Consider the following 22,936-nt stretch of genomic DNA (forward strand, 5'->3'; position numbering starts at 1 on the left):
TTCACTTTCGTTAGGCAACTCCGTAAAACTAGTCCTGAATTGTTTTAAAATACGCCCTGACCGCCGAAATAAAGTACAACGAACCAGTTAACAAGACCACATCTTCACTCGACATCTGTTGTGTGACATGAACAAAGGCCGTTTGCCAATCGTCAAACTGAGGTGCCGATTGACCAGCTGGCAATTCTGCTTCTAAGGTTGTGGGCGTTGTTACAGCCCGTTTTCCTGGTCCAGCAAACTGCGTTAAGACTAATTGTACATTAGGCAATGCCGCTAGTGTTTGGATCATTTGGGCGTGCTGCTTATCAGCTAAAACTGCCAAAATCACATAGACCGTTTGTTGTCCAAATCGCGCTTTCAACGTTGCCGCCAATTCCGTCATGGCAGGCTCATTATGGGCGCCGTCAATTAAAATCAGCGGGTCAGCATTCACAACTTCTAATCGTCCTGGCCAATTGGTTTGAGCTAGTGCTTGCCGAATATCCCGTGCATTGACCGGGGTTTGTTGTAAGCGGTGATAGGTCAAGTAAGCTTGCAACGCCACTGCCGCATTATCCACTTGATAATCACCTAATAATGGCGTCGTTAACCCTTTGAAATGCGCATCAGCACTATCGAAGTCGAACCGTTCACCCCACCCTTGTGGCGCTAATAATCGCGTCGTAAAGTCTACGCCTAATGTCTGCAACGGTGCCTGCTTTTTTTCAGCAGTTGTCTCCATGACGGCCTGGGCTTCTGCAGGTAATTTTCCTACCACGACCGGCACTTCTGATTTAATAATCCCAGCTTTTTGCGTGGCAATTGCTGTCAAAGTATCGCCTAATATCTGCATGTGATCATAACCGATCGTTGTAATCGCACTTACTTGTGGTGTCCAAACATTGGTCGAATCATATAGCCCACCCAAGCCGACCTCAATCACCGCCACATCAATGGGCTGTTCAGCAAAATAGACAAACATCATCGCTGTGATAATTTCAAACTCAGTGGGACCACCAGTTGGCAACTCGGCATCTAACGCTGCAACTACTGGTTCAATCTTTTGAACTAGCTGAACTAGCGCCGTATCACTGATTGGTTCTCCATCGACACTAATTCGCTCATTGAATCGAACAATAAATGGTGACGTAAAAGTGCCCACCGTTAGCCCATCAGCCATCAGTAAGTCACGTAAATTTGCAACCGTTGACCCTTTACCATTCGTCCCTGCGACATGAATGCCGGGTACTTTTAACTGAGGATCACCTAAACGTTGTAAAAAGGTCTGCATCCGCGACAACGTTGGGATCTTTTTAAATTGCGTCCGGCCGTGAATAAATGCTAATGCCGCATCATAATCTTGAATCACACGATCTCCTCCTCTGCCTAGCAAAAACGAGCTTGGGACCAAAAGCCCAAACTCGTCTTATACAGGTTAAAAATTAAGCTTGCGCCTTAATATCAACTAACCGTTGTTTCGTAGCTGCTAATTTGGCTTCGTTATCCGCTAATTTTTCTTTTTCACTGGCAACCACATCTTCAGGGGCGTTGGCAACAAAGCGTTCATTACCTAGCTTCTTGGTGGCACGAGTGACTTCACTTTCAAACTTCTGTTGTTCTTTTTCAAGCTTTTTGATTTCATCGTTTAAGTCCACTAATTCCGCTAACGGAATGTAGACTTCGGCATCACTGATCACTTGCGTCATTGAGAGTTTTGGTGCCGTGACATCAGCGCCAATTGACAATGTCTTAGGATGAGCGAAACGTTGAATGTAATCTTCATTAGTCTTGAAGACATCTTGTAACCGTTGACTGTCCGTCTTAATTAAGACATCGACCGTTGATGACATCTTCGCGTTAGCTTCCGCCCGAATACTCCGAACGGCCGTAATCAATTCGATTAAGGATGCCATATTAGCTTCAGCATCTTGATCGTCAAATTCTGGATGATCTACTGGATAAGCGGCGTTAACCAATGACTTGCCTTCATGTGGCATTGACAACCAAATCTTTTCAGTAACGAATGGCATGATTGGGTGTAATAACCGCAACGTTTGATCCAAAACATAGGCCAAAACATTTTGCGTATTGGTTTTAGCTTGCGCATCGTCACCAGTTAAGACTTCCTTACTCATTTCAATGTACCAATCACAGAAATCATTCCAAATAAAGTTATACAAGGCCCGGCCTGCTTCACCAAAGTCAAATTTGTCGAAGAGAACTGTTACTTGTTTAACCGTATCGTTCAAGCGACTTAAGATCCATTTGTCAGCTAGGGTCCAATCAGCTTGCACTGGCAAGGTTGGTTGTGCCAAATCACCCAAGTTCATGATGACGTAACGACTGGCATTCCAAATCTTGTTAATAAAGTTCCAAGCCGCGTCCATCTTCGTATAACTAAAACGAACATCTTGCCCCGCCGTTGACCCATTTGATAAGAACCAACGTAAGGAATCGGCCCCATACTTCTTGATAACGTCCATGGGATCAATCCCGTTACCTAAGGATTTACTCATCTTCCGACCTTGTTCATCTCGGATTAACCCATGTAACAAGACATGATCAAATGGTCGTTTACCCGTGAATTCAAGGCTTTGGAACATCATCCGTGATACCCAGAAGAAGATAATGTCATAACCCGTCACTAACGTATTGGTTGGGAAATACCGTTTGAAATCTTCAGCATTTTCATCAGGCCAACCTAACGTTGAAAATGGCCATAAAGCACTAGAGAACCAAGTATCTAACACATCAGGATCTTGTTCCCAGTTTTCGATATCCTTTGGTGGTTCAACATCAACATAGGTTTCGCCCGTCTTTTTGTTGTACCAAGCTGGAATTTGGTGTCCCCACCAAAGTTGGCGTGAAATAACCCAGTCATGCACATTTTCCATCCATTGGTTAAAGGTGTCTTCAAAACGATCTGGCACAAAGTCAACTTTACCATCGGTTTGTTGATTCTTTAAGGCTTGTTCAGCAAGTGGTTTCATCTTCACGAACCATTGTGTCGACAAGCGGGCTTCAACTTGAACTCCAGTCCGTTCTGAATGGCCAACGCTATGGACGATTGGGTCGATCTTGAGCATTAAGTCTTGATCTTCCAAATCTTTAACCATCGCTTTACGCGCTTCAAATCGGTCTAAGCCTTCATATTTTCCGGCATTGGCATTCATTGACGCATCATCGTTCATCGTATTGATCCGTTTTAAATCATGACGATTCCCGACTTTAAAGTCATTAGGGTCATGGGCTGGCGTAATCTTAACCATCCCAGTCCCAAATTCAGGATCAACATAAGCATCGGCGATAATTGGAATCTTGCGATCGGCTAATGGTAAGATCACTTCTTTACCGACTAATTCCTTATAACGATCATCACTAGGGTTAACCGCAACGGCCGTATCACCCATCATCGTTTCTGGACGAGTTGTCGCGATTTCAATATAATGTTGACCATTAAACGTAAAGTCTGGGTCAGCAAATGGGTATTTGACGTGGTAGAACGCGCCTTGGTCATCTTTATGAATCACTTCAATATCAGATAACGCCGTCCGAGCTTGGGGATCCCAATTAATGATATATTCCCCACGATAGATTAAGCCTTTTTTGTATAAGTTAACAAAGACTTTTTTAACCGCGTCAGATAAGCCATCATCCATCGTAAAACGTTCACGTGAATAGTCTAATGACAACCCAAGTTTAGCCCATTGCTGTTTGATGATTGACGCATATTCGTCTTTCCAATCCCAAACTTGTTGAATGAACTTTTCACGGCCTAAATCGTAACGAGAAATGCCTTGCTCACGTAACTTGGCTTCAACCTTAGCTTGTGTGGCAATCCCGGCATGGTCCATCCCAGGAACCCAAAGCGTGTCGAATCCTTGCATCCGTTTTTGGCGAATGATGATATCTTGTAATGTCGTATCCCAGGCATGACCTAAATGCAACTTTCCAGTAACATTTGGTGGTGGAAGCACAATGGAATAAGGTTTAGCTTTTTTGTCGCCCGAAGGCTTGAATAAATCGTCGTCCAACCAAGCTTGGTACCGACCGGCTTCAACGGCGGTTGGATCGTATTTAGTTGGCATATCAGTGGTTAATTCTTCTGACATGGAGACACGTCCTTTCTGTTTTTGGGACCAAAAAAGTCCACTCATCCTAACAAACTTAGGACGAATGGACTTCGCGGTACCACCTAATTTTAAAGTATCCAAACGATACTTTACACTTAAACGTTGTTGTTAACGAACGGGGGTGCCGTCCGGTTGTCCCTACTATCAGTTCAGGGCAACAGCTCGCAAGCTACTTTCATTTAACGTTGAACGAAAACTTACAGTCCCGTTTTCTTTCTGAAGATCAACCGTTAAACTACTCTCTTGCTCATTGCTTGAATAAGCCTATTGTAATGAATTTTTAATCGAACGTCAATCACTATTCGAATTGTTTTAGTGCATCCAAGGCAGCGACATAATTTGGTTCATGAGTCATTTCTGGCACAATTTCGTGATAAACAACTTTACCGTCTGCATCAACCACATAAATAGCCCGCGCTAACGTGCCATTGTTTGGCAGATACAAATTCGTGGCATAACCAAAGGATAATTCTTCATCAGAAACCACCGTTAAATTCTTGACGCCTTCTTTAGCACACCAGCCAGCTTGTTCCGCAGTTGAATTGTTGGAAACGGCAATGAACCGAATGCCAGGATAACGATCAGCTTGTTGATTAAACTTGCGCGTTTGAATTGAGCAGACCCGCGTATCAATATCGGGCATCACACTAATTAAAGTTGGCTTACCTAATAAGTCTTTAGTTTTTAACTTTTCGTTATGCGTCGTAAACACTTTAAATTTTGGTAATTGATCGCCATCTGTGAGTGGTTCGCCAACTAAATCTAAAGCTTGATCATGAAATAATACTTGCACCTTCAACACCCCTTTAAAAGATTAACGTCTCTGCTGGATCGCTAGTTCAATCTAGTATGTGTTAAATTTACCGCAAAGTTGCTCAGGCCGCAAATGATAGGATTAACTTTTTTAATCGCCTTCACTGTCTTCATCCTCCCACCAAGGATACCCCGTCGCTTTAAACCAATAACCATGTTGAATTAATCCCGATTCAATACCGCTAGCCTCGAATCCGTCAAATAATTCGCCAGAGGCCGTCATCACTTCCGGTGACTCAGTTGTCATCGTGTATCGACTGTTCCGATTCGTTAAGGCATGTGGCTGTCGATCAAAAAATAAATGTGTTGCCATCGCCGTTACTGGATTACTGTAACCGGCCAAGTAGACTCGCATTGTAGCTATCGGGCTAAATCGAACTATCCCACTAGCTAGCACTAATCCGACTAAAAGACCAGTTAACCACCGCCATGCCCTTTTTAAACTTGCATCCGGTAACCACCGTGCCATGATCACTTGAGTTTGTACCCAACACATCAATAAAGCAATTGGGACAACCAGCATCATAAAACTTGGATTTTCTTTTTGATAACCACGTAGCCACTCTGTTACACCTACTAAAATACCAGCTAATAGTAGCCACCATTGACGCCGTTTTAGTCCCCAAAAGCCCTCAATAATCATGAGAACCCATGGCGCTGCTAATCCAAACAACGCAAGATTCCATGTCGTGTCATCGTTACTCACTTCAACCAAAATTGAGCCATGATATAATCCCCAACTACAGCCAAGCCAAATTAATAAAACAATCAGTAGAACACCTAATTGCCGCCACATTACTTGTCTTTTTGTCATCATTTTCCCCTGCTTACCTATTCTCTTTTATTAATTGCAACTGTTAAACCACCCACCACGGAAACTCAGTCACGTAAAACCAAAGTCCACGTTGATGCAACGTTAACTCAATACCTTTCGCCCCTTGTGTCTCTAAAACTAACAACGTGATCACTTTTGGTGATTTCGTATCCACGTCATAGTTACGGGTTCGTTTAGTCAACACCTGTGGTTGGTGATCAAAGGTTAATTTCGTGGCCATCGCTGTGATTGGATCACTATAGCCGGCCAAATAACCGCGCACCGTGGCCGTTGGACTAAGCCGTGTGAATCCACTGATTAATCCCAAAACAATGATCACTCCGATAAACCAACAACGTAGTGTCGTCAATTTTGCGGTTGGCATTCGATGTGCAATGATTGCTTGCGTTTGAACCCAGCACATGAGTAACCCCAACGGTACGATCAACATGACAATTGCTTGATTTGTTCGCTGATAGCTACGTAACCAATAGACAACACCAACTAAGATACCAGCTGTTAACATCCAACCTTGACGCCGTTTCACCCCTAAAAATAGTTCTCCCAGCATGAGCAACCATGGCGATATTAACCCCAACGTGCCAATATCTTCTTGCCAAGCTGTTTCACCGCCTGCAAACCAAATCGTGCTATGATACACACACCAAGTCCACCCCAACCAAATCAATAACACCACCAACAATACGCTTAATTGTGCCTGTATTACTTTCCGCTTCGTCATCGTTAACCCTCTTAATTAATAATATTATATTTATAATACCATTTAATTAATTGAGGACTGTTTAAGAATTTGTTAGGAACCTTTATAGATAGAAAATTATTTTTTAGTCATAATCGCTGATATGGCAAGCATTCACCGATCAAAAATGGTCATGCTTGTCACCTACCGTTCGCTTATCTTGAGCCTGAACGCTATGAGGCACGGTTACGATAGCGATTGTTAGACTATTTAATGACCACCATACAACCGGAGTCAGTGATGACGCCGGCCGTGAAAACATCGTTAGTCCGGATGATTTTGACGGACTCTACGATGTGGACGACTTTTGAGACTAGCGGTTGGGGCTAGGCTCAAAAGCGAGGTGGAAGCCCGCATTTTGGCTGGAATCGGTCCCCACAGCTGGCAGAATCACTGACTGGCGGAGGTGACCAATTTAGCATAGTTCAAGCCGGTATCAGTATAGTGTCTATCGCCATAATTACCTTTCAACCCTTAGTTAGAAACCTAAAAAAGGACTTGAGCAATAAGCCCAAGTCCTTAGTTGGTTCGATATTATCTTGCTGAAACGTGTGTCAAACGGTTTGCCCCACTCTGATTAAAGCAATTCCGCAAACACATCGGCTTGCGCGTTCATATAATCTTCACCAGGTTTGATTTCGCTAATCTTAATCCCGTCTAAAGCCCGTTGCATTAAGCCTTCAACATCGATCCGTTCTTCATAAGACCGTGACCGATCCAATTTTGGATGAGTTTTAGGTGCTGGTGGCGCAAAGATCGTACAGCAGTCTTCAAATGGCATGATCGACAAGTTATACGTGTCGATGTTTTCAGCAATCTTAATGATTTCCGTCTTATCCATTGAAATAACTGGCCGTAAAACCGGTAGTGTAGTGACATCATTAATGGCAATCATACTATCCATCGTTTGTGATGCCACTTGCCCTAATGATTCCCCATTAAAAATGGCTTTACCATGCCGATCACGAGTGACCGCATCCATTAAGCGCATCATTAAACGACGTTGGACCGTCATCAAATAACCTTCTGGTACCTTTTCTTTGATCTCTTCTTGAATTTCAGTAAATGGAATTTGGATAAACTTCACACTACCAGAATAACTAGCCAAAGTTGAGGCCAATTGTTTGGCTTTCGCTAAAGCTTGTTCACTCGTGTATGGCGGACTGAAAAAGTGAACCATTTCCATGTCAACGCCACGCTTCATGCCAAGATAACCAGCCACTGGTGAATCGATCCCACCAGATAACATTAGCATCCCTTTACCGGCAGTCCCTACAGGTAACCCACCGGCACCTTGAATGGTTTCAGAAGACAAGAAGATCCCGTTCATCCGAACTTCAACCCGAATGATCACATCTGGCTGTTTCATTTGAACTTTAATGCCATCAACGTTTTCTAGGATTTTCCCACCCAGCATATCGTTGATTTCATTCGTATCATATTCAAAATGATGGTCTGAACGCCGCGTATTAACTTTAAACGTCATCCCAGGTTTGAATTGGGCTTTCATCATTTCAATGGCCGTGGCATAAACCTCGTCCATATCTTGAGCCACTCGAATACTAGGTGAGAAGTTTTGAATTCCAAAGACCAACTTTAGACGTTCAATAACGTCTGTAGCCGGTTCATCATTTAAACTAATGTGCATCCGATCACGATCAGCATGCACTTTTAAAGTTGGAAAGTCGTGCAACGCTTTGCGCACGTTACGACCCAAACTATCAATAAAGTTCCGTCGGTTTTTACCTTTGGTTGAGAGCTCACCGTAACGCACCATAATTTCAGTGTATTGCATTAAGTTATAGTCCTTTCAGTTAGGCATCCGCGTTAATCTTTGAGAATCTTTGATACAACCGATCAAAGACGTCATTGAATTCATCGGCTTCTGCCATGGTGTTATTTTCATCTAAACTAATCCGCACTGCGCTAGTTGCCACAGCTTCAGGCGTATGCATCGCCATTAACGTGCTTGACGCTAAATGCTTCTTCGACGAGCAAGCACTGGTCGTTGAAATAAAGATGCCTTGATCTTCGAACGCATGCACAATGGTTTCACCACGTACGCCATTAATGGTAAAGCACAAAATATGTGGTGCAAAGCCATCGGTTGGCCGACTAAAGATTTCAACCTTATCAAAATCCTTGATATGGTCATAAATCCGTTGCTTAATGGCCCGTTCTTGTGCCACTTTTTGATCTTCGTCCGTCAACAGTAACCGCAACGCTTTGGCCATGCCGGCAATTGCGGGCAAGTTTTCAGTGCCTGAGCGCCAATTATTTTCTTGACCACCACCGGCCATCAACGGCGCAATTTTACGGCCAGTCCGCGCATAAATAAAACCCACACCTCGAGTCGCATGGAACTTATGCCCTGAAAAAGTCACGAAGTCCACCCGATCATTCATGATCATATTTTGAATGCCTTTACCAATTCCTTGGACAGCATCAATATGAAAATGGATCTTAGGATATTGTTTCAACACATCGGCCACCGCTTGCAACGGTTGAATCGTGCCAATTTCGTTATTCACAGCCATCACTGATACTAAAATCGTGTCCGGGCGAATTGCCGCCTTCAAATCGGCAATCGAAATCCGACCTTCTTGATCAACTGGTAAATAGGTCACGTCAAAGCCTAATTCTTTCAATTGTTCCATTGAGTTATGAATCGCTGGATGTTCAACGGCCGTGGTAATCAAATGCTTACCAAACGTCCGCTTTTCCATGGCGGTTCCTTTTAAAACCCAGTTATCACCTTCTGTACCACCCGAGGTAAAGAAGATTTCACGTGCTTTAACTCCCAGTAAATCCGCAATCTGTTGTCGCGATTGTTCCAACAAGTGATAAGCGGATTCCCCAAAGTTATGCAAACTAGACGGGTTACCCCAAACTTGTTGGGACACCTTTGTATATGTCTCTAATACTGACGGTGCGGCTTGTGTCGTCGCACTATTATCAAAATAAATCATCTGTGAGCCTTCACTTTCCAAAAAGACCGCGGGCACGCCCGGATCTTCGAGCAGAATTCTTTGCAATTATACCAAATAATAGGCATGAAACAAGTATTTTTGTTTTCAGCCTAACTAAAAAGCCACCGTTTCCGGTGACTTTTTTACCAAACAACCTAGTCTTCAGTGGTTGCTTTCGAACTATAATAACTATCTTCAATTCGTTTGTAAGAACCAGGATCAACTTTATCAACGGCAGCACCAATCAATTCAAGACTCTTCGTATAATCAAATTCTTCATTGAATAATCGTTGCGCTTCAACACTGGCCGCTTGAACGTCTTCATGACTGTTCTTGTAGCGGTTGGCATATTGCAACACTTGTTCCGCTAACACGGCCGCATCAGTCAAATCAGTCGTCTTTTCTTCCAAGGTCGCCATATCCGCCTGAATCACAATGAGTTGCTTGGTGATATCATCCATATTAATGACTAACTTGTTGATATCATGGTCCAACTTTTCGATTTCTTTGCTAACCACCATGAAGTAATCCAAATATGAGGCTGGTAAACCTGGCAAATTCATATTTTCAACTTGACGTTTAATCGCATGAATTTCAAAATCAAATCGTTGTAGCGTGTCATGCGCCTTCGATTCCTCTTCAGCCAACCCGGCCACGCCTTCATTAATTGCGACTTGTTCTTCTTCAATGCCTTTTAACTGTTTGTTTTGCTCTTCATAATGAGCCGCAATCGTACTATAAACGGCTTGCTTGCTCGTTAATGCAGTCATATCAGCTTGATAAACCGATTGAATATTTTTCAGTTGTTCGTTTAACTCACGCGTTCGTTCAATCTCGTGATTGTTCAAGGTATAGCTTTGCGCCAAACGATCTAGTTCAACTTGCAGTCGATGATTTTGATTCATGGCGTGCGTCAAGAATTTGCTGATTTCGCTTTGTTGTTCATCCACAACGGCTTTAGCATCAATTTCAACTTGCATGACATCATATAAATGGTCAATCCGTTTTTCAATCGCATGATTACCGGTTTGGGCTTCTTCAACCTTTAACTCACCAAGCAACGCAGTGTTATCCGCAATCGCTTGTTTCAACGCCTGTAGTTCAGGTTCAATGGTCGCAACTTCAAAGTGAAAATGTTGCGCCACTAATTGATCATAACCCGTTTTGAGTTCGCCCAATTGGTCTGGGAACCCACTGACCAAATCTTTGTAAATTGGTGGAATCTGATCAATATCAGTTTCTAAGGCACTCGTATCATGGTGTAATTGATCGAGCACCCGTTCCGCAGCATCATGATCACCCGACTTGGCCAATTGCGAGAAGTTATCAAAATCGCTCTCTAAATTGGCTAATCGATCTTCCAATTGATCAATGCTAGGTCCAAACGAAAAGTTTTGTGATAGTAAGACTTTCCGTAAATCTTGATACTTCTTTTCTAAACTCGCTACAGCTTGGCGATGCGCTTGATCGGCCTGATCCAGATCATCTAGACCTGACTGAATCGTCGTCAACTTAGTTTTCAACTCAGCCAAGGTTCCACTGATTTTGGTCAACGCTTGCTTCGCATCGACAACTCGTACACTACGCGCCTGTTGTTGCACTTGTTTAAGCCGTTCAATGATCGCTGGTAGCTGATCATTTTCAACTGATTTGGCCTCAGCCTGCAGATCTTCAAACTTCGCTAATGACCCACCCGTTAGCCCTAGACGCTGAATTTTTTCAAAATCCAAGGCTTGCGTTTGCGTAACCAACTGCTGCTGTTGATCCGTTAATTGTCGAACCTGTTTATCTATGTACTTTTGAAAGCCCACAATGGCCGCATAAATGACGATGGCGACCACCACAATGCCAATTGCTACTTGCATACGAATACCCCTTACTCTAGTTGCTAATTTTTAATGGCTTGGTTGTGCCCTCGCCTTGCCGAGTCGCAGCCTTGCTTTTTCCTTAAATTCCACTTAAAATCGATACAATAAAATTATAGCATAGTCGCAATTATCAATCAGTACGAATTTATTAACTTTCTAGGAGGATTTTCGCATGTCAGAAACCCAAACTTCACTTATGAACCAACAACTGGACGCGCTACTTTATCAAGAAACCAATTTGGTCGCCAATTTAGCTAATGCAAGCGCTTTAATCAATGATACTTACACCGACTTAAATTGGGCTGGTTTTTACTTATATAATGACACTACTGATGAACTTGATCTGGGTCCCTTCCAAGGCAAGGTTGCTTGCATGCACATTAAACCAGGTGCTGGTGTTGTCGGCACAGCTTTCAAAGATCAACAAGTTCAGCGCGTCGCCAACGTTCATGAATTTCCAGGTCACATTGCTTGTGATAGTGCTAGCAACTCTGAGATCGTCGTACCGTTGACCAAAGGCGATCGCCAAATTGGGGTATTAGACATCGACTCACCGTCCCTTGATCGCTTCACGGCAGAAAATGAACAAGAATTAACTGAATTCGCCAAGATTCTGATGCAACACATTGACTAACCACCGGTAAACATGCTATGCTACTCTTTGTGTAAAATATGCAGCAGTGAACGGGTAAGCTCGTCAACAGATTGGTGCCACTCAGTGGTCAGTTAGTAACCTGCGGCTGCAATGGTGAAACCTGCAGTCTAATCTGAACGAATATTGCGTTCACATCGGCCTATTTTACTCCAACTAAAATTATTGGAGGAACCAATTTATGTCACGTTATACAGGTCCAAGTTGGAAAATTTCCCGTCGTTTGGGAATGTCCCTTTCAGGTACTGGTAAAGAATTAGCTCGTCGCCCTTACGCTCCTGGTGATCATGGCCAAGGCCGTCGCGGTAAGCTTTCAGAATACGGTACACAATTACGCGAAAAGCAAAAGTTACGGATGATGTACGGTTTAACTGAACGTCAATTCTCTAACTTATTCCTTAAAGCAGGTAAGATCCGCGAAGGTAAGCATGGTGTTAACTTCATGATCTTACTCGAACGTCGTTTAGACAACATGGTTTACCGTTTAGGTTTGGCTACGACTCGTCGCCAAGCTCGTCAATTAGTAAACCATGGTCACATCACTGTTGATGGCAAACGTGTTGATATTCCTTCATACGAAGTTAAAGTCGGCCAAGTTATCTCAGTTCGTGACAAGTCTAAGAAGTTAGTTGTCATCACTGGCGCCGTTGAAGCTGTTGTTTCACGCCCTAACTTCGTTTCTTTCGATGCTGAAAAGCTTGAAGGTTCATTAACTCGTTTACCAGAACGTGAAGAACTTGAAGCAGATATTGACGAATCATTAATCGTTGAATACTACAACAAACTTTAATTTCCGGTTTACAAAAAAAGTCATCGCAAATGCGATGGCTTTTTTATTATCCCTATTTTTCTCGAGTGGCGGCCATAATCGGGGTATAAATTGGTAATAGTCCGTTAACCGTCGCCAAAATAAAAGCCGTTAACGCCGCTTCATCATCAAATAACGGGCTATCAACTGGCACAGATCGCCCAGCGACTAATTCACTATGTTTGGTTTGGCCAAATTTATGAATCGCAGCGACAATATTTTCAGGGGTCGCCATATTAGTCGTTGCCACGCCATGATTATTGCTAATCACATAGTCAGCTGGTAATTGTTGATACCAAGTGAGTAATTGATCAGGCGTTACTTGCGCTTGGACCGCCGCTTTACTCTCATCTAGGATATCTACATAAATGAATAACCGATCGGGCCAAAAGCCCAGTTCAAAATGCGGCAAGGCTTTGTAGCGCCGTTTATCTTCACTAAAGGCCACCCAAGTATCAACTGGTGGATTTTTAAACCGTCGTAAATGCTTGGCAACATGCGCGTAAAATGGTTGGCCAGTCACCGCCAATTGTTCAATCACCGTTGGCGCAATGGCCTCAAACTTTGGATCAATGATGGTTTTAATTAAGTGCATCCGTCCGGCTAATGTTGGATCGTCAAAAATTTCAAAGTCACTTTTGGTAAACATTGGACTCACTTCCTTATCAAAATTAGCATACCGTAAACACTCCAACTTTTAAAGCCCAGTATCATACCGGCTAATCATCGCCTTTCAGACTAGAACATGCTACAATTAAATGATTAGCTGAGAAAGGATGTTTGATATGGCTGATACAGAAAACCAAGCAGGCGAGCGATTACAAAGCGCCATGTACGGGACGCCGCAATTGCATCCCGATGAACAACACAAATATTTAGGCACATTTCGGGAACGTGTCGAAGTAGCGGTCACCGTTTATCAAATCAAACGACAACATTACGTTGACCAACTCAATCAGGCCTTTGCCGCCCACCCTGACTACCGACTACTCATCAATGGCAACCTCGATGAAGATATCTTAGGCCCCTATTTGGCTGCTGTCGCCAAGGCCAATGTCCCATTCACATTAAAGACCGACAGCGTTTATCATACTGGCGATGATAACTACGCGTTAGTCTTCGCCGCCGATACCGCGATTAACGAGGATGTCATCGATATTGAAAAACGATATCCAACGACCACCCCAACTGATGATAAACCGGCCAGTACCGGTTTCCTCAACAAACTAAAAAAATTATTCTAAATACTCAAAAACGCTCAGGATTTCAAAATTCCTGGGCGTTTTATTTTGCTAACTAAAGGTTGAAGAATAATTACGGCCATAATTACCAGTCTGAGTGATGCTAAATTGGTCACCTGCGTCAGCCAGCGATTCTGCCGGCTGTGGGGACCGGTTCCAGCCACAAAACGGGCTTCCACCTCGCTTTTAAGCCTAGCCAAAACCGCTAGTCTCAAAAGTCGTCCACATCGTAAAGTCCGGTGCCATCACTGGCTGGCTCCGGTTGTATCGCAGAGACTAATCAATCTAGTTAATCACTAATATAACCGAGAGTGAGCTCACATTGAGCCCAGCTGTGGGAAGCTCTTAGCGATTTATCGCTTTTTGAAACGCGGGTTTGGTGGTTCAAAACGACGGCTCAGACCGCTTTTTGGCTGAGCCGGTCCCATCCACAGCGTTCCGGCTCAAGGTGGGCGAACGGTAGGTGGCACGGACGTCTAGTTTTGATCGATAAATACCTAGCATATCAACGCTTATTGCTAAAAAGTATCTTTCAATGGAAAGTCACTAATCCAGTTAGTCTTTTGGAAATAACGTTGCTAATAACGTTGTCGCAACTGGTTGTGCATCGCCAAACATTGGAAATAGATGTGGGTAGAGATATGGCGTCGCGTGAATACCTAAATAAACAGCCATTTCAGGATGTTCAGGTGTTAATTCAGCATACAAATTCGGAATCATCACATCAACCCCGGCAACTTGTAAATTCAATTCAGCGACTAATTTTTCAACAGCTTGTACATATGATGGATGCATATCATCGGTGGCATCTAAGACATCCGCCCCATTACCAAAGGTTGCATCTTCTCGCAATAAGATTTGGGTCCCTCGACTGACCACAGTATCGAGATCTAGCTGATATGACGCTAAACGATAACGTTCAATCGTGCCTAGGGTCAATTGCGATTGTGGATACTTGAAGGCTGGCCCCCGTAAAGCGCGTGCGTTCTTGCGATCTAGTAACGTTTGCACGGTTGAGCGACCATCACCTACAATATTAGCCGGAATACGTTCAACAATCGCTTGAACCTGTCCACCAATAACCAAGAAACGATAACTGGCACCCACAATTAGTTCTTCGGCCATAACCGACTTGGTTTGTTCGAACAACTGACGAACCACTTGCTCAAATAGTTGACGCTCAGGCATTATCCGAAAAGCAACCACCGCATGCGTCTGATCGGTTGCCTTCAGGACAATCCCACCCCCCTGAACATACCGATCATAATCGTCAATTAGCTGATTAGCAGATCGATAAGTCTGTGACGCTGGTACCATGACACCGTGTTCTGCCATAACCTGCTTAGCAGCAACTTTATGGCTGAGCACCGTTGTCAGCGCTTGTGGGTTCAAATCGGTTCCACTACCGTTAACCACTAACTGAGCCTGATCTTGGCGAGTCAAACGCAAAATGTTAGCTGTGGCATCGACGACATCAACTTGAATGCCACGAGTGAGCGCTGGCGCAATCAACAATTGACTAGATAAATCTAGCTGATCGAATCCGGGCAATGTAAATGGCTGTTCGTTAGCTGCGGCCTGGTATTGCTTAGCTTGTTGGCAGCTCCAAGCTAAAGTATTTGCTTGTTGCGCAACAATCGCACTCGGTGTTTGCTTAGGATCGGTCACCCGTTGTTTCAAGTTCGCTAGCAACTGACGATCATGATCAGGTAACCCTTGTTCGGTCACGAAATCAGCTAAGGCCGTCAATACTTGTAATGCCGGTTGTGCTTGAGCACTGGCCGTTGTTGGATTTTCAGTCGTCACTTGCGTCATTAATGCGGTTGCCTGCTTACCAACTTGAGTGACCATGGCAGTTGGCAACCCTGGCATCATCGCAAAATAGCTCGCTAACAAACGAATAAAGGCCACCGCTTGTTGATCAACACCGGTCATCGTCGTTGGATCTAAATCTAAACCACGATATTCTAAATAATAGACTCCTTGTCGAGCTAACTTTTCTAAACTGCCCATACTTCTAAAACGCACTGGACCGTCAAAATCGCTCACACTCAACAAGTCACCTTTACGCACCGCCGCTTGGATATTGGCCACATACCGATCAATCGAACTATAATCACCCGTAACCGCATTTAATCGACCAGCGGGGGTATGAACACTCGTCCGCTGCGGTTTGGTCTTCGTATCGGTCACTGCTAAAGTTGGCGTTGCACCAAATAAATACTGGATTAACCAGTCCATTCGTACAAGTCCTTGGGCCACTTTCAAATACACGGCATTACGGAAGTCAACATAGCTACTGTACTGTTGATGGAATGTTTCGGTATATAGCCGCGTAAAAACTTGTTCATTGAAGCTCAGATTAACATGGGTCCCAGTTGTCATTAAAGCCGTCATATCATATTTTTCCGCCTGCTGTTGACGGCGTTTAAAGCCAACTTCATCGGCTTCTGCCAATGGAATCGTGGACAACTCAGCTGGTAATACTGGCGTACTCGACAACGGCCACAAAAACTCATCAGCCGCTAATTCTCGACGAACTGCCATATTCAATCCGGTTAAATAAGCCATTAATTTTGATAAATCAGCCATGGCCGGGGTCATAAATTTCAATTGCGTTTGGGCAAACCCTGCATGTAATTGCCGATTATGTCGTTGATTGCCGAAAGCCTTTGGGTAAGGCTGAGTGGATAAATGTCCCTGACCATCAACTCGTTGCATCGTCACTTCCAATCCCAGATTGGATTGACTGACCAATGGGACTAAGTGGTACTGTTTAATTGCTTGACCAACTGCATCTAATGCCATAAACGTTAACCTCATTTTTCTTAGTTTTAATTAATTGCGACTATCGCGACGTTAAACCGATTACTCGGTTATGTTCCTTCTAAATGCTATAATAGTTGGGACTAGTTTTGCAAGGAGGAATCGAAAAACATGCAACAGCCATTAGCTTATCGCATGCGGCCCCAAACGATTGAAGACGTCGTTGGCCAACAACATTTGGTCGGCCCCGGCAAAATCATCGCCCGCATGGTCACGGCCAAACGCCTATCCTCAATGATTTTATATGGCCCACCAGGTACCGGGAAGACCAGCATCGCCAGTGCCATTGCTGGATCGACCAAGTATGCCTTTCGGATGTTAAATGCTGCCACGGATAGCAAAAAGCAACTACAAATTGTTGCTGAAGAAGCCAAAATGAGTGGCACCGTGATTCTACTGCTTGATGAAATTCATCGACTCGATAAAACCAAACAAGACTTTTTACTGCCCCACTTAGAAAATGGTCGTATCATCCTAATTGGTGCGACGACTGAAAATCCTTACATCAGTATTAATCCCGCCATTCGAAGTCGAACACAAATTTTTGAAGTTCATCCACTGCAACCAGCTGATATCAAAACGGCGATCGAACGCGCATTATCTGATGAAAAGAACGGTTTAGGCCAATATGATATCACGTTAGAACCAGCTGCCATGAGTCATCTCTGCAACGCCACTAATGGAGATTTACGTAGCGCACTAAATGGCCTAGAATTAGCCGTCTTATCAACAGTTAAACCTAACGAAACCGCCGTCACTATCACCCAACCAATCATCGAAGAATGCTTGCAACGCAAAGCACTATCGGCGGATAAAGATGGTGATGCCCATTATGATGTCATTTCAGCGTTCCAAAAATCCATTCGTGGCTCTGATGCCAACGCCGCGCTCCATTATTTAGCTCGGTTACTTGAAGCTGGTGACTTAAAGAGTATCATGCGACGACTAATGGTCATTGCTTATGAAGACGTCGGTTTAGCGAATCCCCCGGCATGTGCCCATACGGTGACTGCTGTGCAAGCAGCCGACCAGTTAGGTTTACCCGAAGCACGTATTCCATTAGCCAATGCCGTCATTGAACTGGCTTTATCACCGAAATCTAATTCAGCCATGGGCGCCATTGATGCGGCAATCGATCAAGTTCGTACTGGTCATTTCGGTGATATTCCTGCTGATTTAAAAGATGCCCATTATGCTGATGCCGCTAAATTAGGCCACGGGGTCGGCTACGATTATCCTCATGATCATCCAGGCGACTGGGTGGCCCAACAGTATCTCCCTGATCGCATAAAAAATGCCACTTATTATCAACCAAAAACTAATGGCCGCTTTGAAGCAGCATTAGGTGAACAGTACGAAAAACTACTCAAAGCCAATGCGAAGAATCGCTAGATTAACGACCCTTGCAGAATGATTGCAACTTCGAATCGATTATGCTAGACTAATAGTCGAAATTACTAAGGTGTGCGCATTGCTCTAACAAAAGCGTTGCCGAACAATTAATACTACTTTGGGATTACCTACAGGTTGCTATCGAACATGCCTTATCATTTGGTAGTTTTGTAGCTTCACAGCTGATCCCACCTGCCTTGAAGCGGGTCAACACTGAAGGGCGATTAACGGCACCACTAGTTTTTCCGGAAGCTTGCTTCCGCGAGTCAGGACTTGTTCCTGACTCTTTTTTTATTGATAACTTACACCAACCGGAGGCCTCGACCCTTGATTACTTTATTACTGATTATCTATACCGCGATTGCAGCGTTACTCGGCTATTATCTAGTTAGCCATCAAGCCAAGCCATTTTTAACGTTTGATCCAACAAAAACCCCAGCGGTCAAAAATATCGCGCGCTATGGCGGCAGCTTGATGCTACTCGTTGCCATCGCCAGTTGCGTCAGTATTTTTTATCAAAACACAGCTTTGATCGCCCTCACCTTAGCTAGTGGCTGTATTATTATGATGGGCGTTGGCTTATTTTTGATGAGTTTTATGACCATCTAAGAGAAAACGCTTTTTATTTTTCACGAAAACCTTTACAATATAAGTATAAAGTATTGAGGGGTGAGAGTGATGTTACAACAATATCAAAACATCTTAGTTCCCGTTGATGGTTCTTACGAAGCGGAATTAGCATTTAAAAAAGCGGTCGCCGTTGCAAAGCGGAATGGCCCACGAGCAGCAGTTCATATGGTTCACGTCGTTGATACCCGGGCCTTCCAAAACATTTCTAGTTTTGACACGACTATGGTTGAACAAGTAACCGACACAGCTCAAAAAACGTTAGACAAATATGTCGCTGAAGCCAAAGCTGACGGTTTAAACAACGTCGACTATTCGATCGAATATGGGGCACCAAAGACCATTATCGCGCGTGATGTGCCTAAGGACTTAAACATTGATCTGATTATGATTGGCGCAACTGGTCTTAATGCCGTTGAACGATTATTAATTGGTTCTGTCACCGAATATGTCACTCGGATGGCCGTTTGTGATGTCTTAGTTGTGCGGACCGATTTGGCCAACCAACCAGCACCAAAGCCTAAGAAAAAATAAGCACCATTACTAATGACGTTACTAGTCGCTGACTAGTAGCGTTTTTTGATTACCAACTAAAGGTTGAAAGCTAGGTTTTAGCAATAATCGTTGATATGATAAGCACTCATCGATCAAAGGTAGTCATACTTGCCACCTACCGTTCACCCACATTGAGCCGGAACGCTGTGGGCGGACCGGTTCAGCCAAAAGGCGGTCTGAACCGTCGTTTTGAACCACTAAACCCGTGTTTCAAAAACGCCAGTCTCTAAGCGATAAATCGCTAAGAGCCTCCCACGGCTGGGCTCAATGTGAGCTCACTCTCGGTTATAATAGTGATCGCTAATTAACTAGCATCCGCATGATAACCGGAGTCAGCCATTGATGGCGCCAGCTGTGAAAACATCGTTAGTCCGGATGGTTTTCCCGGGCTTACGATGTGGACGACTTTTGAGACTAGCGGTTCTGGCTAGGCTTAAAAGCGAGATGGAAGCCCGCACTGTGGCTGGAATCGGTCCCACAGCCGGCAGAATCACTGACTGGCGTAGGTGGCTAATTTAGCATAGCTCAGACCAGTACTACTACCGTCACATTTAACTTTTAGTTACAAAAAAACGACCAGTTACGAACAACTGGCCGTTCACTAATTGACTTAAGCTTCACTAGCAACTTGCAACGGTGCAATATGGTAAGTAGCCATATCTTGAATGATCTGTTGCGTTAACTTAGTGTTGTGTGTAACCAAACTCAATGCATACGCCACATAATAATGATCATGCGCGGCTTGGACGTTGTTTAACACAACCTCGTTGGCCGCTTTTTGGGCATACAAACGATCTAACAAATACAACGATTGGCTATTTTGGGCCTTTTGTAAAGCCAAATCAATCAATTCTAGCGCTTCTTGCGGAAAGTTGATTTTGGCATACAACTGCGCCGCCGATGCATAGATTAGAATCTCATTTTGCAAATAATCATCGTCGCCTAACGTCACAGCTTGCGCATCCATGGCATGTAGCGTGGCGACGGCTTGCTTCACAAAAATCTCCGCTTTATCATATGACTGCTTGCGTTCATACGCCAGACCAGTACCCAAAGTGGCTAAAATCGCATACATGTCATGGCTAGACTTAACAAACTGGTTCAGCAACATACCGAAGTTAAAAATCGCTTCATCGGGATTATGCTTTAAAACCAGTTGCAAATATCCCTCATAATAATAATACTGCTTTTTATCTGTATTACTGCGTAATTGCTTTGGCCGAATTTTTTCAAACACCGCTGCTGCATCAGTCAGTTGCTCATGACGAATCAATTGATCAACTTTTTTAAAAGTCCGATATAATTGATCATCATTTTCAATAATGACTTCTGACAAACGAATTCCTAATCGATTGCAAATTTTCATCATAATTTTCATACTTGGAATTTTGTTTTTCTTTTCAATTAAACTAATTGTGGCTTGCGTGCAAATACCCTCAGCCAGCTCCTTTTGTGACATGCCCTTCCGTTTCCGGAATTGGCGGACCTTTTCTCCTAATATTCTCATCTTAAACCCCTCTTTTGTTAATTGCCTTAAACCTAACTCACGAATCATCCAAACTAACTCGACCCCACGTACAAGTTAGCCGGTGTTAACCCAATTGCCACAAAATTATCAATTGTCCACCAACAAATTGGCCAATACCAATTATGCATATTATTATATTAAGATAACACGTAATACGCAAGAAATAAGATTAATTCTTATTTAATATTAAGTTAGCATGTTTAATCATCGCCGTCACTCATAAATTATCATCACGCACGATTAGTTAAGTGAGCTAATTTAAGCGATGTTCACTAACCTTAAAAGCGGTTTCTAACCGATTATCTCAAGCGTTATTGCCAGTCAAGTGATCACACATCTAGCCTATTGAGTCATCATAATGACGGACCCACAACTCTCATGATTTTCTTAACCGATTGATAACAAACTAATCACCCAATTCAAAAGTTGGGGCGTATAAATCAAACGCGGCGCTCGCAATACCCGGCGCATTCGACCAGGCTGATTGGTAATCAACCCATCAGCGCCGAGAACGCTCAGCCGTTGCATCGCCAATGAACGATCCACCGTCCATAGATAGACATGGCGGTGTTGCCGATGAGCCGCGGCTAATTGTTCACGAGTCACCGTTAAAGCTTGTAACGAATAGAAATCCGCGGCATTCGCTTTGAAATTCGTTAAATAAAACGGCGTGATATAGCCCACTTTCAACTCAGGTACCTGTTGTTTCAACCGGGCAACAACAACGTAATCCAGCGAATGCACTTGGTGATGATCGCGTTGTAGTCGGTTGGCATAGCGCGTCGCAAAGGTCGGCATTAACTGTGCGGCCTGACCTAGGGGTTTAATCTCCACAATTAAGGCTTGTTTCAAGCGATGGGCCGTCTTTAAATAGCCCGAAAACGTACTCAATTGACCATGTCGCCCATTTTCAGTTAATGGTAACCCCGCTAACTGGGATTTTTTAAACTTAGTGACCGTACCAGGGCGTTTGGCTAAATTCATCAAGGTAGGATCATGTATCACAATCCACTGATCATCAGCAGTCGGTTGAATGTCCATCTCAACAGCTGTCGGATGCGTGGCTCTATTCGTCCGTTTCAGCACGCTAGTCGTGTTTTGCACCCCATTGTGGCCATTGACACCACGATGTGCAATAACCGCTGGTGCGACAAAATTAGCCCCACTCAGCCACCACCCTGCTAAGATCAGCATTAAGCCGATATCACTCAGGACCACAAATAATCGTCGAGATAATCGCTTGGTCGTTGGACTCAACACCCCTGCAATTAGTGTCCAAAGAACAAGTTGTAACCCCACAAAAACACTCAGTGCCATTACTAGGCCGAAAGTTCGATTCAATGACTCACTAAGGCCAACCACGCCTAGTCCTAATAGTGCCAACCCAAGCCAACCTAATACCAGACTCAAGCTACGACCGACTGTCCGCAAGCCTAACCACCAAGATGTCCGCCAACCAGCTAACCACCAGGCTCGAATCGTCGTTGGCTGTCGAAATTGTTGGCGCCAACTTGGGAGCCACTTCCATGAAAATAACCACCAAACAAACCAGCCAACGCCAACCACCGGTAACCAGTGATAACGCGTCATGAATAACCAGTTTTGCCAGGAGGCCGGTAAAGCGACACTAGCTTGCAAACTCGCTAAATAGCCGCCCCAACCAAATGGCAACCAACTTAGTGCTAGCCCTAATTGACCTAACCACCGAACAATAAATTGGCGCCAACGCCATGGCTGTTCCAGCAAATGTCCCATTAACCATGGCAACCAACAACTTAATAGTATTATCCCAATTAAAGTTGACCAGCCCCCTAGCTGAACACCCATTATTTTAACCACGACTGCCAGGGTCAGTCCGCCACTCCAAGCCCAACGATGCGACCCAGTTAACTGATCAAATCCCCGTTTTAAAACATGCTGCATCCGTCGCATCAAAACTTCCCCCCTGACCATAAAAAAAGTGACTGAGAA

At 44.0% G+C, this 22,936-nt stretch carries 18 protein-coding genes and 1 other annotated feature; of the genes, 6 read left to right on the forward strand and 12 right to left on the reverse strand.

Annotated features, from left to right (window positions below):
- Nucleotides 1–28 precede the first annotated feature (28 nt).
- The 8 genes from FFM84_RS11570 to ezrA form a co-directional block, all read right to left on the reverse strand.
- Nucleotides 29–1,348 (reverse strand): bifunctional folylpolyglutamate synthase/dihydrofolate synthase, encoded by a 1,320-nt coding sequence (locus FFM84_RS11570; protein WP_130845676.1) that lies wholly within the window; start codon nt 1,346–1,348, stop codon nt 29–31.
- Nucleotides 1,349–1,421: 73 nt separating this feature from the next.
- Nucleotides 1,422–4,091: a valine--tRNA ligase gene (locus FFM84_RS11575; RefSeq protein WP_130845675.1), complete on the reverse strand. Its 2,670-nt coding sequence runs from the start codon at nt 4,089–4,091 to the stop codon at nt 1,422–1,424.
- 53 nt (nt 4,092–4,144) lie between these two features.
- Nucleotides 4,145–4,372, reverse strand: a binding site (T-box leader).
- Nucleotides 4,373–4,410: 38 nt separating this feature from the next.
- On the reverse strand, nt 4,411–4,905 hold the full coding sequence (gene tpx / locus FFM84_RS11580; RefSeq protein ID WP_130845674.1) for a thiol peroxidase: 495 nt from the start codon (nt 4,903–4,905) through the stop codon (nt 4,411–4,413).
- Between the two features lie 111 nt (nt 4,906–5,016).
- The gene (locus FFM84_RS11585) at nt 5,017–5,739 is read right to left on the reverse strand and encodes a hypothetical protein (RefSeq protein WP_130845673.1); all 723 of its coding nucleotides are present in this window, start codon (nt 5,737–5,739) and stop codon (nt 5,017–5,019) included.
- A gap of 43 nt (nt 5,740–5,782) precedes the next feature.
- Nucleotides 5,783–6,481, reverse strand: coding sequence for a hypothetical protein (locus tag FFM84_RS11590; protein ID WP_130845672.1), 699 nt, complete (start codon nt 6,479–6,481; stop codon nt 5,783–5,785).
- Between the two features lie 595 nt (nt 6,482–7,076).
- Nucleotides 7,077–8,294 carry a tRNA uracil 4-sulfurtransferase ThiI gene (gene thiI / locus FFM84_RS11595; RefSeq protein ID WP_130845671.1) on the reverse strand — a complete coding sequence of 406 codons (1,218 nt, stop codon included), beginning with the start codon at nt 8,292–8,294 and terminating at the stop codon, nt 7,077–7,079.
- Nucleotides 8,295–8,313: 19 nt separating this feature from the next.
- Nucleotides 8,314–9,468, reverse strand: coding sequence for a cysteine desulfurase family protein (locus FFM84_RS11600; protein WP_130845670.1), 1,155 nt, complete (start codon nt 9,466–9,468; stop codon nt 8,314–8,316).
- A 155-nt stretch (nt 9,469–9,623) separates the two neighbouring features.
- Nucleotides 9,624–11,333 (reverse strand): septation ring formation regulator EzrA, encoded by a 1,710-nt coding sequence (ezrA, locus tag FFM84_RS11605; RefSeq protein ID WP_130845669.1) that lies wholly within the window; start codon nt 11,331–11,333, stop codon nt 9,624–9,626.
- Between the two features lie 175 nt (nt 11,334–11,508).
- Between ezrA and msrC the strand changes: the two genes are divergently transcribed.
- On the forward strand, nt 11,509–11,970 hold the full coding sequence (gene msrC, locus FFM84_RS11610; RefSeq protein ID WP_130845668.1) for a free L-methionine (R)-S-oxide reductase MsrC: 462 nt from the start codon (nt 11,509–11,511) through the stop codon (nt 11,968–11,970).
- Between the two features lie 199 nt (nt 11,971–12,169).
- Nucleotides 12,170–12,778 carry a 30S ribosomal protein S4 gene (gene rpsD / locus FFM84_RS11615; RefSeq protein WP_130845667.1) on the forward strand — a complete coding sequence of 203 codons (609 nt, stop codon included), beginning with the start codon at nt 12,170–12,172 and terminating at the stop codon, nt 12,776–12,778.
- Between the two features lie 52 nt (nt 12,779–12,830).
- Here the strand turns inward: rpsD and FFM84_RS11620 are convergent, their stop codons facing one another.
- Nucleotides 12,831–13,445 carry a DUF1054 family protein gene (locus FFM84_RS11620; protein WP_130845666.1) on the reverse strand — a complete coding sequence of 205 codons (615 nt, stop codon included), beginning with the start codon at nt 13,443–13,445 and terminating at the stop codon, nt 12,831–12,833.
- Between the two features lie 136 nt (nt 13,446–13,581).
- Between FFM84_RS11620 and FFM84_RS11625 the strand changes: the two genes are divergently transcribed.
- Nucleotides 13,582–14,040 (forward strand): YueI family protein, encoded by a 459-nt coding sequence (locus FFM84_RS11625; RefSeq protein WP_130845665.1) that lies wholly within the window; start codon nt 13,582–13,584, stop codon nt 14,038–14,040.
- A gap of 552 nt (nt 14,041–14,592) precedes the next feature.
- Here FFM84_RS11625 and gshAB read toward each other — a convergent pair.
- Nucleotides 14,593–16,845, reverse strand: a complete 2,253-nt coding sequence (gene gshAB / locus FFM84_RS11630; RefSeq protein WP_130845664.1) for a bifunctional glutamate--cysteine ligase GshA/glutathione synthetase GshB — start codon at nt 16,843–16,845, stop codon at nt 14,593–14,595.
- A gap of 129 nt (nt 16,846–16,974) precedes the next feature.
- On the opposite strand from gshAB, the gene FFM84_RS11635 reads away from it, so the two are divergent.
- The 3 genes from FFM84_RS11635 (at nt 16,975) to FFM84_RS11645 (ending at nt 19,416) form a co-directional block, all read left to right on the forward strand.
- Nucleotides 16,975–18,255 (forward strand): replication-associated recombination protein A, encoded by a 1,281-nt coding sequence (locus FFM84_RS11635; protein ID WP_130845663.1) that lies wholly within the window; start codon nt 16,975–16,977, stop codon nt 18,253–18,255.
- Between the two features lie 327 nt (nt 18,256–18,582).
- Complete coding sequence (locus FFM84_RS11640; RefSeq protein ID WP_130845662.1) at nt 18,583–18,864, forward strand: hypothetical protein; 282 nt, start codon at nt 18,583–18,585, stop codon at nt 18,862–18,864.
- A gap of 69 nt (nt 18,865–18,933) precedes the next feature.
- Nucleotides 18,934–19,416, forward strand: coding sequence for a universal stress protein (locus FFM84_RS11645; protein ID WP_130845661.1), 483 nt, complete (start codon nt 18,934–18,936; stop codon nt 19,414–19,416).
- Between the two features lie 631 nt (nt 19,417–20,047).
- Here FFM84_RS11645 and FFM84_RS11650 read toward each other — a convergent pair.
- Both FFM84_RS11650 and FFM84_RS11655 read right to left on the reverse strand, forming a co-directional pair.
- Nucleotides 20,048–20,944: a helix-turn-helix transcriptional regulator gene (locus FFM84_RS11650; RefSeq protein WP_130845660.1), complete on the reverse strand. Its 897-nt coding sequence runs from the start codon at nt 20,942–20,944 to the stop codon at nt 20,048–20,050.
- Nucleotides 20,945–21,352: 408 nt separating this feature from the next.
- A complete protein-coding gene (locus tag FFM84_RS11655) occupies nt 21,353–22,897 on the reverse strand; it encodes a glycerophosphodiester phosphodiesterase (RefSeq protein ID WP_130845659.1) in 1,545 nt (514 codons plus the stop codon).
- Nucleotides 22,898–22,936 lie beyond the last annotated feature (39 nt).

Origin of the sequence: Lactiplantibacillus mudanjiangensis, assembly GCF_005405385.1 — a bacterium.
Taxonomy (GTDB): domain Bacteria; phylum Bacillota; class Bacilli; order Lactobacillales; family Lactobacillaceae; genus Lactiplantibacillus; species Lactiplantibacillus mudanjiangensis.